Origin of the sequence: Streptomyces sp. HUAS YS2, assembly GCF_033343995.1 — a bacterium.
Lineage (GTDB): Bacteria > Actinomycetota > Actinomycetes > Streptomycetales > Streptomycetaceae > Streptomyces > Streptomyces solicathayae.
Genome location: NZ_CP137573.1, coordinates 5,405,025 through 5,419,615 on the forward strand (window position 1 = coordinate 5,405,025; position 14,591 = coordinate 5,419,615).

Annotated in this window: 13 protein-coding genes; 10 read left to right on the plus strand and 3 right to left on the minus strand. The window is 71.7% G+C overall.

The genetic code is table 11. The features are described from left to right. Nucleotides 1–12 precede the first annotated feature (12 nt). Both R2D22_RS24955 and R2D22_RS24960 read left to right on the plus strand, forming a co-directional pair. Nucleotides 13–1,314, plus strand: a complete 1,302-nt coding sequence (locus R2D22_RS24955; protein WP_318106899.1) for a hemolysin family protein — start codon at nt 13–15, stop codon at nt 1,312–1,314. After that, nucleotides 1,311–1,664, plus strand: a complete 354-nt coding sequence (locus R2D22_RS24960) for an MmcQ/YjbR family DNA-binding protein (RefSeq protein ID WP_318106900.1) — start codon at nt 1,311–1,313, stop codon at nt 1,662–1,664. The genes R2D22_RS24955 and R2D22_RS24960 overlap by 4 nt, the downstream gene beginning before the upstream one ends. Before the next feature lie 7 nt (nt 1,665–1,671). Here R2D22_RS24960 and R2D22_RS24965 read toward each other — a convergent pair whose 3' ends face one another. Next, nucleotides 1,672–3,072, minus strand: a complete 1,401-nt coding sequence (locus R2D22_RS24965; protein ID WP_318106901.1) for an MFS transporter — start codon at nt 3,070–3,072, stop codon at nt 1,672–1,674. Between the two features lie 158 nt (nt 3,073–3,230). Here R2D22_RS24965 and R2D22_RS24970 point away from each other — a divergent pair, with 158 nt between their 5' ends. The 5 genes from R2D22_RS24970 to era all read left to right on the plus strand — a co-directional run bounded on the left by R2D22_RS24970 (nt 3,231) and on the right by era (nt 7,984). Beyond that, on the plus strand, nt 3,231–4,052 hold the full coding sequence (locus R2D22_RS24970; RefSeq protein ID WP_411977165.1) for a helix-turn-helix transcriptional regulator: 822 nt from the start codon (nt 3,231–3,233) through the stop codon (nt 4,050–4,052). Between the two features lie 27 nt (nt 4,053–4,079). Next, nucleotides 4,080–4,439 carry a cytidine deaminase gene (locus tag R2D22_RS24975; RefSeq protein ID WP_318106903.1) on the plus strand — a complete coding sequence of 120 codons (360 nt, stop codon included), beginning with the start codon at nt 4,080–4,082 and terminating at the stop codon, nt 4,437–4,439. A 208-nt stretch (nt 4,440–4,647) separates the two neighbouring features. Next, entirely contained in the window at nt 4,648–5,985 is a 1,338-nt protein-coding gene (locus R2D22_RS24980; RefSeq protein ID WP_318106904.1) for a beta-xylosidase, read from the plus strand. A gap of 71 nt (nt 5,986–6,056) precedes the next feature. Then, nucleotides 6,057–7,004: a WxL protein peptidoglycan domain-containing protein gene (locus R2D22_RS24985; protein WP_318106905.1), complete on the plus strand. Its 948-nt coding sequence runs from the start codon at nt 6,057–6,059 to the stop codon at nt 7,002–7,004. 38 nt (nt 7,005–7,042) lie between these two features. Further along, nucleotides 7,043–7,984, plus strand: coding sequence for a GTPase Era (gene era / locus R2D22_RS24990; protein WP_318106906.1), 942 nt, complete (start codon nt 7,043–7,045; stop codon nt 7,982–7,984). 7 nt (nt 7,985–7,991) lie between these two features. Here the strand turns inward: era and R2D22_RS24995 are convergent, their stop codons facing one another. Beyond that, nucleotides 7,992–8,261, minus strand: coding sequence for a protealysin inhibitor emfourin (locus R2D22_RS24995; protein ID WP_318106907.1), 270 nt, complete (start codon nt 8,259–8,261; stop codon nt 7,992–7,994). Nucleotides 8,262–8,264: 3 nt separating this feature from the next. Further along, a complete protein-coding gene (locus R2D22_RS25000) occupies nt 8,265–9,320 on the minus strand; it encodes a M4 family metallopeptidase (RefSeq protein ID WP_318106908.1) in 1,056 nt (351 codons plus the stop codon). 294 nt (nt 9,321–9,614) lie between these two features. Here R2D22_RS25000 and leuA point away from each other — a divergent pair, with 294 nt between their 5' ends. The 3 genes from leuA (at nt 9,615) to R2D22_RS25015 (ending at nt 14,538) form a co-directional block, all read left to right on the plus strand. Beyond that, nucleotides 9,615–11,387 carry a 2-isopropylmalate synthase gene (leuA, locus tag R2D22_RS25005; RefSeq protein ID WP_318106909.1) on the plus strand — a complete coding sequence of 591 codons (1,773 nt, stop codon included), beginning with the start codon at nt 9,615–9,617 and terminating at the stop codon, nt 11,385–11,387. 205 nt (nt 11,388–11,592) lie between these two features. Next, the gene (locus tag R2D22_RS25010) at nt 11,593–12,285 is read left to right on the plus strand and encodes a TerB family tellurite resistance protein (RefSeq protein ID WP_318106910.1); all 693 of its coding nucleotides are present in this window, start codon (nt 11,593–11,595) and stop codon (nt 12,283–12,285) included. Nucleotides 12,286–12,459: 174 nt separating this feature from the next. Continuing rightward, nucleotides 12,460–14,538: an MMPL family transporter gene (locus R2D22_RS25015; protein ID WP_318106911.1), complete on the plus strand. Its 2,079-nt coding sequence runs from the start codon at nt 12,460–12,462 to the stop codon at nt 14,536–14,538. Nucleotides 14,539–14,591 lie beyond the last annotated feature (53 nt).

Sequence of the window (14,591 nt, forward strand, 5' to 3'; positions counted from 1 at the left end):
CCCGGGTCCTCGATGGACGTTTCACTGATCCTCGGCGCGGTCGCCCTGGTCGTCGTGGCCTGGCTGGCGGCCTGCGCCGAGGCCGGTCTCGCCCGGGTGTCCAGCTTCCGCGCCGCCGAGGCCGTACGGTCCGGGCGGCGCGGCGCCGACAAGCTCGCCCAGGTCGCCTCCGACCCCACCCGCTATCTCAACGTGGCCCTGCTCGTCCGGGTCGCCTGCGAGATGGCGGCCGGCGTCCTCGTCACGTACGCCTGCCTGGAGTACTTCCAGGAGACCTGGCAGGCGCTGCTCGTCGCGATCGCCGTCATGGTGCTCGTGTCGTACGTCGCCGTCGGCGTCTCGCCGCGGACCATCGGCCGCCAGCACCCGCTGAACACCGCGACGGCGGCGGCGTACGTGCTGCTGCCGCTGGCCCGCGTGATGGGCCCGATCCCGCAGCTGCTGATCCTCATCGGCAACGCGCTCACCCCGGGCAAGGGCTTCCGCAAGGGCCCCTTCGCCTCCGAGGCCGAGCTGCGGGCGATGGTCGACCTCGCCGAGCAGGAGTCGCTGATCGAGGACGAGGAACGCCGGATGGTGCACTCGGTCTTCGAGCTCGGCGACACCCTCGTGCGCGAGGTGATGGTGCCGCGCACCGACCTGGTCTGCATCGAGCGGTACAAGACGATCCGGCAGGCGCTGACGCTCGCGCTGCGCTCCGGCTTCTCGCGGATCCCCGTCACCGGGGAGAACGAGGACGACATCGTCGGCGTCGTCTATCTGAAGGACCTGGTCCGCAAGACGCACATCAACCGCGAGTCGGAGGCGGACCTCGTCTCGACGGCGATGCGTTCGGCCGCGTTCGTGCCCGACACGAAGAACGCCGGCGACCTGCTGCGCGAGATGCAGCAGGAGCGCAACCACGTCGCCGTGGTGATCGACGAGTACGGCGGCACGGCCGGCATCGTCACGATCGAGGACATCCTGGAGGAGATCGTCGGCGAGATCACCGACGAGTACGACCGCGAGCTGCCGCCGGTCCAGGAGCTGGGCGACGACCGCTACCGGGTCACCGCCCGCCTCGACATCGGCGACCTCGGCGAGCTGTACGGCTTCGGCGCGGACGAGTACGACGACGAGGACGTCGAGACGGTCGGCGGGCTGCTCGCGAAGGCGCTCGGCCGGGTCCCGATCGCGGGCGCCTCGGCCGTCGTGGAGCTGCCCGACGGGCGTTCGCTGCGGCTCACGGCGGAGTCGCCGGCCGGCCGCCGGAACAAGATCGTGACGGTGCTCGCGGAGCCCGAACCCGAACCCGATCCGGAGGAGAGTGCGTGAACGCGGAGCAGCTGAGGGCGTTCTGTCTGGACTTCAACGCCGCGACGGAGGAGTTCCCGTTCCGCCCCGAGATCTCCGTCTTCAAGGTGAAGGGCAAGATGTTCGCCCTCTGCGCGCTGGACGGGGAACCGCTGACGATCAATCTCAAGTGCGATCCGGACGACGCGGTACGGCTGCGCGAGGAGTACCCGGCGATCGCCCCCGGGTACCACATGAACAAGCGGCACTGGAACACGGTGACCGTGGGCGAGCTCCCGGACCGGATGGTCCGGGAGCTGATCGAGGACTCGTACGACCTCGTGGTCGCCGGTCTGCCCCGGGCGGAGCGGCTCAAGCTCGACCGCCCGTAGGCTCCGGTCAGGCGGCGCGCCCCTTGCGGAGGCCCACCGCGAGCAGCAGCGCCGCGGCCAGCACGATCGCCGCGTCCAGCAGAAGGACGGTGCGCACCCCGTCGTACAGGCGCGTGCCGGTCGTCGCGAGCACGCCGAGCAGCGGGATGCCGATCGTGATGCCGACCTGCTGGGTCGTGGTCACCAGACCGGTGGCCAGGCCCTGCTCCTCGTCCGGGACGCCCGAGGTGACGGTCACGCCGTACGAGATGATCGCGCCGAGGTGGCACATGGACGCCAGCGAGACCGCGACGGCCGCGAGGATCGCGCCCGACTCGGCGCCGATGCCCAGGATCGCCGCCACGAACAGGCCCTGCCCGGCGAGCGAGAGCACCAGCGTGCGCCGGGCGCCGAGCCGGCCGATCACCTTCGGCGCCACCGTCCCGGCGAAGACCGAGACGACGCCCTGCACGCCGAAGACCAGGCCGGTGGCGAAGGACGAGAGCTTCAGCGTCTGCTGGAGGTAGAGCGTCAGGACGAAGACGACGGTCGACATCATCGAGAAGGTGATCAGTCCGCCGAGGTTGCCGAAGGCGACCGTGCGCCGCTTCAGCATCGGCAGCGAGACCAGCGGGGCGTCGTGCCGCGACTCCACGAGCACGAACGCCACCAGGAGTGCGATGCCGGCGACCAGCGTGACCAGTACGTCCGCGCCGCCGAAGCCGCGCTCCGCGGCCGTCGACAGGGCGTAGATCAGTGCCAGCAGACCGCCGGTGACGGTCACCGCGCCGGGCACGTCGAGCCGCGGGCGCTCCGGCGTCCGCGACTCGGGCAGCAGCCCCGGCGCGAGCGGCAGCACGATCAGGGTGAACACGGCGAGCAGGCCCATCGTCGAGCGCCAGCCGAGCGTGTCGGTCATGACCCCGCCGAGCACCATGCCGACCGTGAAGCCGAGCGAGAGCAGGGTGCCGGAGATGCCGAGCGCCCGGTCGCGCAGCGGGCCCTCCGGGAAGGTGGTGGTCAGCAGCGACATGCCGGTCGGCACGATCGCCGCCGCGCCGAGGCCCTGGAGGGCCCGGCCGGTCAGGAAGGAGGCCGGGTCCCAGGCGAAGGTGGCGAGCAGCGAGGCCGTGCCGAAGAGGGCGAGCCCGGCGAGGAACAGCCGCTTGCGCCCGTAGAGGTCGCCGAGCCGCCCGGAGAGCAGCAGGAAGCCGCCGGACGGCAGGGCGAACGCGGTGACCGCCCACTGGAGGGCGGAGGAGCTCAGTCCGAGGTCGGCGCCGAGCGCGGGGAGCGCCACGTTCAGGACGGAGAAGTCGAGCGCCACCATGAACTGGGCCGCGCACAGCACGAAGAGGATCAGCCGGGTGCGTCCCGTCAGGCCGGGGTCGGCGGCGGGGGCGGACGGGGGAGTGGTCAGGGTTGCCATGCCGTCCACCCTCCGGTCGCGGGAACAACCGTGGGGAGCGGGAAATTATCCTGTTGGTCGCACCACCAGGCATCCAGGGGGAGGAAGCACACGTGGCCACCGCACTCGAGAGCAGCGGCGCGAAAACCCGCCGACTGGCCGAACTCCGCGAGTTCCTGATGAGCCGTCGGGCCCGGGTGAGCCCCTCGGAGGCCGGTCTGCCGGACGGTGGCGCCCGGCGCCGTACGCCCGGGCTGCGCCGCGAGGAGGTCGCCGTGCTCGCGGGGGTGGGAGTCTCCTGGTACCAGTGGCTGGAGCAGGGCCGGGACATCACCGTCTCGCCGCAGGTCCTGGACTCGGTGGCGCGGGTGCTGCGGCTGAGCCCGGCGGAGCGGCGCCATCTGTACGTACTGGCGGCGCTCAACCCGCCGGCCCTGGAGCCGGCCCCGGAGGACCGGGACATGTGCCAGGGGCTGCGGCGGCTCATCGACGCGTGGATGCCGTTCCCCGCGCACATCATGGACCGGTACTGGAACACCGTGCTGTACAACGACGCGGCGGCGATCGTGCTCGGCATGCGGCCGGAGATCACCCAGAACTGCCTGATCGCCTTCTTCACCGACCCGCTGTACCGCGCGCGGTCGAAGGGCTGGGCCGAGCTGGCGCCGAAGGTCGTCGCGCAGTTCCGGTCCGCCTGCTCGGAGTGCCCGGACGACGACGGGTTCCAGGCGGTCGTCGAGGAGGCGAAGGCGGCCAGTGCGGAGTTCGCCGAGCTGTGGGAGCGGCGGGACATCCTGCCGGGCGGCCAGAACCGCAAGGAGATGGAGCACCCTCTGGTCGGCGAGCTGGTCGTGGAGTCCACCCAGCTGACGGTGCCCGCCCGTCCCGATCTCGTGATCGTGCTGCACACCCCGCTGCCGGTGGCGGACACGGCGGCGAAGCTGGAGTGGCTGGTCTCGCCGGAGGGCCGGCGGGGGGCCATGTACCCGGTGGCGGGCTGAGCGGGACCGCCGACCTATGCTCGGATCATGACACTCAGCGAGCACGGCGACCTCGGCGCCGAGGACCTCAAGATCATCACGCTGGCGCGCAGCGCCCGCGCCCGCAACGGTGTGCCGGAGGGTGCCGCCGTGCGCGACGAGACCGGCCGGACGTACGTCGCCGGGACCGTCGCCCTGGATTCGCTCAAGCTCAGCGCGCTCCAGACGGCGGTCGCGATGGCCGTCGCCAGCGGCGCGCAGTCGCTCGAGGCCGCGGCCGTCGTCTCGAACGCCGAGGCGGCCTCGGACGCGGACCGCGCCGCCGTACGGGACCTGGGCGGCCCCGAGACCCCGGTGCTGCTCGCCGGGCCGGACGGAAAGCTGCGCGCCGCCGTCACCGCGGGCTGACGAACCGGCCGGACCGGCGAACCGGTCGAACGGGGCTCGGCGGAATGCCGGGCCCCGCTTCCATGCCTGCCCACCTGCGGAAACGTCGATCTTGTGGCTCGATCTTGACAGTATCTGATGGGTCATCAGTCGGCGCATTTCGATTGCATTGACTTCTCTTGCCGCGCGGCCGTCAATGGCGCCCTCTCATCCCAGAGGAGGGGCACACATGGCACTGCTCCGGACCAGGACCCGAAGACGGCGCTGGACCGCCGCCTTCGGCGTCACCGCTCTCGTGCTCGCCGGCGGCGGCACCCTCGCCGCGCCCGCCGGCGCCGCGGCACTCGCGTCGGCCCCGGTCGACTTCGCGACGCACTGCGTGCCGCCGCCGATCGCCGGCATCCCGCCCATCGACGGCACCACCACCGCCCAGATCACCGTCGACAACCCGACGCCCAAGGTCGGCGACACGGTCACCGTCACCTACACGGTGACCAAGCCCGCCGCGTCCAACCCGGTCGACCTGGCCCTCCCGGCCGACATCATGACCCCGACCGGCAAGGTCGCCCTCGGCGGCGCCCAGTCCGGCGCGGTCACCGTCGCAGGCCCCAAGAAGAACGACCCGGTGCCCCCCAAGGGCTCCTTCCCGCCGTTCTCCATGACCGGCACCTTCACGGTCACGCAGCCCGGCTCGATCACCCTGTCGCCCGGCGACTACAACATCCACACCAGCTACCTGATGGAGCTGGACACCCCCTGTACGGTCACCAACCCGCCCGCACCGGTCTCCGAGACGGTCGTGGCCACCGCGCAGCCGGGCGCCAACGAGCGGAACATCTCGCTCGGCACGGCCTCCGGGGCGCCCGGCGAACGGGTCACCGTCACCGGCGCCAAGTTCACCCCGCTCGCCGAGGTCACCGTCGTCGGACGGGCCGGGGCCGCCGAGACCGCCGACAGGATGACGGTCACGACGGACAGCGAGGGCGGCTTCGTCGCCCGTCTGGCGGTCAACGACAAGACGACCAGCGGGGTCGTCGCGTACGAGGGCGCCGCCTGGGACCCGGAGAAGGGCGCCGGACCGGCGAGGTACACCGTCATCGACAACACCCCGCCGCCTCCGGGCAGCCAGAAGCTCAACGCGGCGGTCAACGCGGGCGAGCTGTCGATGACCCAGGCCGGTGACACCGTCGAACTGTCGTCCGTCGACTTCGGTCAGGGCGGCGCGGCGACCGGCGACCTGCAGACGGTCACCGTCAAGGACTTCCGCGGCGGCCCCGCGGGCTGGTCCCTGACCGGCAAGGTCTCCGACTTCACCGGGGCCGGCGGCTCGATCGGCGCGGACAAGCTCAGCTGGACCCCTGCCTGCACCACCAAGGCCGGGAGCCCCAGCACCTGTGTTCCGGGCTCGGCCGGATCGGTCGGCAGCGGCGGGGCCACCCTCGCCTCCACGCCGAACGGCACGGTCACCGGCGGTGAGTTCACCGTCGGCGCCAAGGTCTCGCTCGCCGTCCCGGCCTTCACGGCCCCGGGCACGTACGCGGGCCTGCTCACGCTGACCCTGACCTGAGCCGGCACCACAAAACAGCGGGCCGGGCGCGCACCCGGTCGGCCCGCTTCCGACCCCAGGAGTCCCGCACCGTGCGCAAGACCTCCGCACTGATCGTCGTCCTCCTCGTGCTGCTGCTCGGCGCGCCCGGGACCGGCCACGCCGCCGAGAACGGCGAGTGGGCCGTGTTCCCCGCCGCCTCGCAGCTCGGCAGCCGCCCGTACTTCTACCTCTCCGCCGACGCCGGCAGCTCCGTCACGGACAAGGTCACCGTCAGCAACAAGACCGCCGGCCCGCTGACCTTCCGCCTCTACGGCGCCGACGCCTACAACACCGCGCGGGACGGCGGCTTCGCCGTGCGCACCCGCGGCGAGAAGCAGACCGGCGCCGGGGCCTGGATCAGGCCGGCGAACGACCGGGTCACCGTCCCGGCCCGCTCCAGGGTGACCGTCCCCTTCACCCTGAGCGTCCCCGCCGACGCCGAGCCCGGCGACCACCCCGGGGCCGTCGTCGCCCTCGACGAGCGGATCGCCTCCGGCGGCGACGGCTCCGTCGCGGTCGGCGTGCAGCGTGCCGTCGGCGCCCGCGTCTACCTCCGGGTCAACGGCCCGACCGTCCCCGCGCTCTCCGTCGAGGACGTCACCCTCGCCCAGGACCGGCCGCTCGTCCCCGGCACCCGGGAGAGCAGCGCGCTCGTCTCGTACACGCTGCACAACCGCGGCAACGTCACCCTCAACCCGCGGGTCGCGCTGCGCGCCGAGGGCGTCTTCGGCCGGACCCTGCTCGACCGGAACCTCGCGAGGATCCCCTCCGAGCTGCTGCCCCGGCAGAAGATCCGGCTCACCGAGCGCTGGGCCGACGCACCCCAGTTCGACTGGGGGCAGGTGACCCTCACGGCCACCGCGAAGGACGTGCGGGAGTCCGCCCACGCGTCGTTCCTGGCCCTGCCCTGGCTGGTCGGCGTCGTGCTGCTCACGGCCGGCACGGGCGCCGGAGGGTGGTGGCTGCTGCGCCGCCGACGCGAGGCGGTCGGGCACTGAGTACGTGGTGCGGTCCCGCATCGGGGACAATGGCCCCCATGAGCGCTCGCACTCCTGAAACCGAAGCCGTCCACCGGGCCGGCTTCGCCTGCTTCGTCGGCCGCCCCAACGCGGGCAAGTCCACCCTCACGAACGCTCTGGTCGGCCAGAAGGTGGCCATCACCTCGAACCGGCCGCAGACCACCCGGCACACCGTGCGCGGCATCGTGCACCGGCCGGACGCGCAGCTGATCCTGGTCGACACGCCGGGCCTCCACAAGCCGCGCACCCTGCTCGGCGAGCGCCTCAACGACGTGGTCCGCACGACCTGGGCCGAGGTCGACGTGATCGGCTTCTGTCTGCCCGCGGACCAGAAGCTCGGCCCCGGCGACCGCTTCATCGCCAAGGAGCTCGCCGGGATCAAGAAGACCCCGAAGGTCGCGATCATCACCAAGACCGACCTGGTCGACTCCAAGACGCTCGCCGAGCAGCTCATCGCGATCGATCTGCTCGGCAAGGAGCTGGGCTTCGAGTGGGCGCAGATCGTCCCCGTCTCGGCCGTCGGCAACAAGCAGGTGCAGCTCGTCGCCGACCTGCTGATCCCGCTGCTGCCGGAGTCCCCGCCGCTCTACCCGGAGGGCGACCTCACGGACGAGCCGGAGCAGGTCATGGTCGCGGAGCTGATCCGCGAGGCCGCGCTGGAGGGCGTGCGGGACGAGCTGCCGCACTCGATCGCGGTGGTCGTCGAGGAGATGATCCCGCGCGAGAACCGTCCGGCGGACAAGCCGCTCCTGGACATCCACGCGAACGTCTACATCGAGCGCCCCAGCCAGAAGGGCATCATCATCGGCCCGAAGGGCAGCCGCCTCAAGGAGGTCGGCATGAAGTCCCGCAAGCACATCGAGGCGCTGCTCGGGACCCCGGTCTTCCTCGACCTCCACGTGAAGGTCGCGAAGGACTGGCAGCGGGACCCCAAGCAGCTCAGGAAGCTCGGCTTCTGATCCGGGGCTACGCCCCTTCCTTCAGGACCATCCGGATCAGCTCCCGCTGCTCGTGCGTCAGGTGCGGGTCGCGGCAGCTGACCGACCGGCCGTCGACCGTGATCTCGTACGAGAAACCGTCCGGGACCACGGCCGACGGTTCGTCCTCACGGTGCGGGGCGAGGGCCCGGGTGGCCAGGGCCTCCCAGTGCGCGGCGTCGGGCCGCTCCGAGGTGTCGACCTCGGCGTACCGCTCGATGCCCGCGAACCCGCCCGTGCGGTGTACCTGGATGCGCATGCGTTACTGGGTACCCACGCCCACCTGGGACCACGCCTTCACCACGGCCTCGTGCTCGTCGCCCTGGCCGTACCGGTCGGCCGCCGCCTTGACGGTGGCCTTCGCGAAGTCGGTGAAGCTCGCGTCGACCTCCAGCACCCCGCCGGTGAGCACGTCGTACCAGATCTGGCCGGCCCGCTCCCAGGCGTTGCCGCCGAGCGCGGTGGCCAGCAGGTAGAAGGCGTGGTTGGGGATGCCGGAGTTGATGTGCACCCCGCCGTTGTCCCGGCCGGTGCGGACGTAGTCGTCCATCGTCGCGGGCTGCGGGTCCCTGCCGAGGACGTCGTCGTCGTACGCGGTGCCCGGGGCCTTCATCGAGCGCAGCGCGACGCCCTGGACGTTCTCGTGCAGCAGGCCGGCGCCGATCAGCCAGTCCGCCTGCTCGGCGGTCTGGCCGAGGGCGTACTGCTTGACCAGCGAGCCGAACACGTCGGAGACGGACTCGTTGAGCGCGCCCGGCTGGCCGAAGTACGTCAGGTTGGCGGTGTACTGGGTGAAACCGTGGGCCAGCTCGTGGCCGATGACGTCGACGGGCAGGGTGAAGTCGAGGAAGATCTCGCCGTCCCCGTCGCCGAAGACCATCTGCTCGCCGTCCCAGAAGGCGTTGCCGTAGTTCTCGTCGTAGTGGACGGAGGCGATCAGCGGCAGCCCCGCGCCGTCGATCGAGTCCCGGCCGTACGCGGCCCTGAACAGCTCGAAGGTCGCGCCGAGCCCGCCGTACGCACGGTTGACGGTGGCGTCCTGGGTGGCGTCGTCGCCCTCGCCGCGGACCAGGGTGCCCGGCAGCTTCGTGCCGTGCTCCGCGTCGTGGACGCTCCTGTTCGGGACGCCGGCCTCCGCTCCGGCGCCCACGGACGGAGCGCCCAGGACGGTGGTCAGACGGCGCTGGGTCCGGCGCGCCGCGTCGGACACCAGGGTGCGGCGCGCGGCCGCGGAGATCGCCGGATTCTCGGCCCGGGCGAGCCGGTCGAGAAGGTGCGGCGGCACGATCGTGCAGAAGACTGGGTGAAGGGAATCCATGCCGCGAGAGTGGCACTGCGTCACTCCCGTGTCACTACCTGCGAGCATGATTGGCGAAATGGAGTGATGGCCCACATTTCGCCGTTGACTTCGGGGGCGTCCCGCATACTGAAACGGGACGTCCGCCTCCACCGGACCTCGGCTATGGTTTCGCACATCATGCGTTTCGGGCTGCTTCTCCTTAGCTGCCGCGGCGAGGGCCTGTAGTCGTAGGCCGACTCCCTCCCCGCGGGACCTGGTGTTGCGTTCGACAGTCGGCCGTCCCTCCCGCAGGACCCCGAGGAGCCCTACGCAATGTCCCAGTCTCCGTTCGTCAGCCGCCCGACGCCCATCACCAACGCGACGCGCCTGCAGAAGCCGTCCGGCATGCCGATCCACAAGTACGGCCGGTACGAGGCCGTCGACATCCCGGACCGCACCTGGCCGGAGCAGCGGATCACCAAGGCGCCGCGCTGGCTGTCGACCGACCTGCGTGACGGCAACCAGGCCCTGATCGACCCGATGAGCCCGGCCCGCAAGCGGGAGATGTTCGACCTGTTGGTCCGCATGGGCTACAAGGAGATCGAGGTCGGCTTCCCGTCCTCCGGCGAGACCGACTTCGCGTTCGTCCGCTCCATCATCGAAGAGGGCGCGATCCCGGACGACGTCACCATCTCCGTACTGACCCAGGCCCGCGAGGACCTGATCGAGCGGACCGTGGAGTCCCTGGTCGGCGCCAAGCGCGCGACCGTCCACCTGTACAACGCCACCGCGCCGACGTTCCGCCGGGTCGTGTTCCGCGGCTCGAAGGACGACATCAAGCAGATCGCCGTCGACGGCACCCGCCTGGTGATGGAGTACGCCGAGAAGCTGCTGGGCCCGGAGACGACCTTCGGCTACCAGTACAGCCCGGAGATCTTCACCGACACCGAGCTGGACTTCGCGCTGGAGGTCTGCGAGGCGGTCTGTGACGTCTGGCAGCCCGGCCCGGGCCGCGAGATCATCCTGAACCTGCCCGCCACCGTGGAGCGTTCGACGCCGTCCACGCACGCGGACCGGTTCGAGTGGATGTCCCGGAACCTGACCCGCCGCGAGCACATCTGCGTCTCCGTGCACCCGCACAACGACCGCGGCACCGCCGTTGCGGCGGCCGAGCTGGCGATCATGGCCGGCGCGGACCGCATCGAGGGCTGCCTGTTCGGGCAGGGCGAGCGGACCGGCAACGTCGACCTGGTCACCCTGGGCATGAACCTGTTCAGCCAGGGCGTCGACCCGGAGATCGACTTCTCGCAGATCGACGAGATCCGCCGGACCAGCGAGTACTGCAACCAGATGGAGGTCCACCCGCGCCACCCCTACGCGGGCGACCTGGTCTACACGGCCTTCTCCGGCTCCCACCAGGACGCCATCAAGAAGGGCTTCGACGCCATGGAGGCCGACGCGGCCGCCCAGGGCAAGACGGTGGACGACATCGAGTGGGCGGTCCCGTACCTGCCGATCGACCCGAAGGACGTGGGCCGCTCCTACGAGGCGGTCATCCGGGTCAACTCGCAGTCCGGCAAGGGCGGCATCGCGTACGTCCTGAAGAACGACCACAAGCTGGACCTGCCGCGCCGGATGCAGATCGAGTTCTCGCGGATCATCCAGGCGAAGACCGACGCCGAGGGCGGCGAGGTCACGCCGGCGCAGATCTGGTCGGTCTTCCAGGACGAGTACCTGCCGAACCCGGACGACTCCGCGGCTCGATGGGGTCGCATCCAGCTGCGCTCCGGCCAGTCCACCTCGGACACCGACGGCACCGACACCCTGAAGGTGGAGGCGGTCGTGGACGGCGTCGACACCGTCCTGACCGGATCCGGCAACGGTCCGATCTCGGCCTTCTTCGACGCCCTGCAGTCGATCGGCGTGGACGCCCGACTGCTGGACTACCAGGAGCACACGATGAGCGAGGGCGCCTCCGCGCAGGCCGCCTCGTACATCGAGTGCGCCATCGACGGCAGGGTCCTGTGGGGCATCGGCATCGACGCCAACACCACGCGTGCCTCGCTGAAGGCGGTCATCTCGGCGGTCAACCGCTCCGCGCGCTGACGCGTCGGGCCGGCGTACCGGTTCTCCGTCGCTCCGGGCAGTGCTCCGCCTCCTCCGTTCGGGGGAAGCGGGGCACTGCCCTTTTCCATGGCGTGTCTCGGCCATCTCGGTGGCGAACTGATGACGAGGTGCTGACGTCACATCACAGATGTGGCTAACATCACGCCCACGCAGCAATGTTGCTGAAACACGACGGAGGTGCGGCGTGCGCTCACTTCGAGGTGGACAGGGGCGAAAAGTGCGCGTCTGCGGCATTCGCACCTCGTGGAACACGGTGGGGGACGGCGAGTTCTTCTGTCCCGAGTGCGGCGGAGACCGCAACTACCGCCGCCGTACCGGCCGTCGGCGCTTCGCGATCCTCGGCGTCCCGCTGCTGCCGCGCGGATTCGCCGGACCGGTCGTCGAATGCGCCGCCTGCCAGACCCACTTCGGCACGGACGCCCTCGACCACCCCACCACCTCGCGCTTCGCCGCGATGCTGCGGGACGCGGTGCACACCGTCGCCCTCGCCGTTCTCGCGGCCGGCGGCACCTCCTCGCGCACGGCCGTGGACACCGCCGTGCAGGCCGTCCGCGCCGCCGGGTTCGACGGCTGCACGGGCCTCCAGCTGACCGACCTCGTCGAGGCGCTCGCCGCCGACACCGGACGTTTCATCCCGGACGCCGGCCCGTGCGGAGCGGCGCTCGCCATCGAGCTGCACGAGGCGCTGGAGCCGCTCTCCCCGCACCTGGCGCAGGCCGGGCGCGAGTCGATCCTGCTGCAGGGCGCCCGGATCGCCCTCGCGGACGGCGCGTACACACCGTCCGAGCGGGACGTGCTGACCACGGTCGGCAACGCGCTCTCGCTCGCCGCGGACGACACGGCCCGTCTCCTCGCGGAGGCGCGCACGCCGCTGTAGTTCCGCCGCGCCCCTCCCGTGTGTGTACTCCCCGCCGTACTCCCCGGGGAGTAGCCGCCGTCCTTCCACGCCTCCGGTCGTACCGCCCATCTCGGTCACGGGTCCGACGAATCGGCCCGCCCCCGCCGGGACGCTGGGAGCGACGCATCGGACGACACGGAGGGGAGGGGCGTCATGGGGGCCCCGAACAGGACGATCGAGGAACGCGGAGGGCGGCGGGCCGTCCCCTGGGGGGTGCTGGCGCTGTGGGTGATCGTGCTCGCCCTCGCCGCGCCGTTCGCCGGGAAGCTCGGCGACGTCCAGAAGGACCGGCCGGTCGACTATCTGCCGGCGAGCGCGGACTCCACCCAGGTCGCGAAGATCACCGAGCAGCTGCCCGGCGGCGAGTCCACCGACCTCGTGCTGGTCTACCACCGCGACGGCGGGCTCACCGCCGCGGACCGGTCCGGCGCCGCCCGTGAGGTCGCCGCCGTCGCCGCCGAACACCGGCTCGCGGCCACCCCGCGGCCGGTGCCGTCGAAGGACGGCACGACGCTGATGTACGCGGTGTCCAGCACCGAGCCCGGTACGGACGAGAAGGCCCGCGACACCTTCGTGCACGACGTACGGGAGACCGTCACCGCCGAGGTCGGCGGCCCCGGGGCGCTGGCCACCGACGCGGGCGAGGTCTACAACTCCCTCGACGGGCCGCTGCTCTACACGACCGTCGCGGTCGTCGCGATCCTGCTCGTGCTGATCTACCGCAGCCCCTTCCTGTGGCTGGTGCCGCTGGTCGTCGCCGGTGTCGCGGACTTCCTGTCGATGGCCGTCACCTACGGCCTGCACCAGGGCTTCGACATCTCCGTCTCCGGCCAGAGCACGGGCGTGATGACGATCCTGGTCTTCGGCGCCGGCACCGACTACGCCCTCCTGATCGTCTCCCGCTACCGCGAGGAACTGCGCCGCGTCCCGCGCCCGTACGACGCCATGGCCGCCGCCCTGCGCGGCTGCGGACCGGCCGTCCTCGCCTCCTCCGGCACGGTCACCGTCGGGATGCTGTGCCTGCTCGCCGCCGACATGAACAGCAGCCGCGGGATGGGTCCGACGGCCGCCGTCGGCGTGCTGTGCGCGCTGGTCGCCATGACGACCCTGCTGCCCGCGCTCCTCGTGGTCCTCGGCCGCCGGGTGTTCTGGCCGCTGGTCCCGGCGTACGGCAGCGAGCCGAAGGTCGCGCGCCGCTCGCTGTTCGCAGCCATGGGCAGCTCGGCCGGCCGCCGGCCCGTCGCGGTGCTCGTCACCGGCGCCGCCGCGCTCGCCGCGCTCGCGCTCGGCACGCTCAACCTGCCCGGGGCCCTGAAGCAGCAGGACTCCTTCACCTCCACCCCGGAGTCGATCGCCGGGATGGAGACGCTGGCGGCGGCCTACCCGGACATGGGCACCCAGCCGATCACAGTCATCGCCCGCACCCCGGACGCGGACCGTGCCCTGCGGACGGCCCGCGCCGCCGACGGGGTGCTCAGCGCCGAGCGCGGGCGCGCCGGCGGCGGCTGGACGGAGATCTCCGTCGTCGCCGAGGCCGCGCCCCAGACCGCCGCCGAGACCGCGACCATCAAGGACCTGAGGGCCGACCTCGGGAAGGACGCGTACGTCGGCGGCCCGAGCGCCGAGCAGCTCGACCTGAGGGAGACCAGCGCCCGCGACCGGAACGTGGTGGTGCCGCTCGTCCTCGGCTCCGTCCTGCTCATCCTGATCCTGCTGCTGCGCAGCCTCGTCGCCCCGATGATCCTGGTCGTCGCCGTGGTCGCCGTCTGGGGCGCCGCCCTCGGTATCGGCGGGCTGGTCTTCGAACCACTCCTCGGGTTCGAGGGCACCGATCCCGGACTGCCGCTGCTCTCCTTCGTCTTCCTGGTCGCCCTCGGCGTCGACTACGGCATCTTCCTGATGCACCGGATGCGCGAGGAGTGCATGGACGGCACCGAACCGCGGGCCGCGGCGCTGACCGCGCTGCGCACCACCGGTGGCGTGATCGCCTCTGCCGGACTGGTCCTCGCCGCCACCTTCGCGGTCCTGGTCAACATGCCGATGGTGCAGCTGGCCGAGCTGGGCCTGGTGATCGCGATCGGCGTCCTGCTCGACACCTTCCTCGTCCGGACCTACCTGGTGACCGGCGCGAGCGTGCTCCTGAACCGGAAGGTGTGGTGGCCCGGCCCACTGGCCCGGCGGCCCGCGTCGCCCGCCGGGCGGGAAGTCGAGAGGACACCCGCCGGGGTCTGACACCGACGGACACACGAAAGCGGGCGGGGGCTGCCAACGGCCCCCGCCCGCAG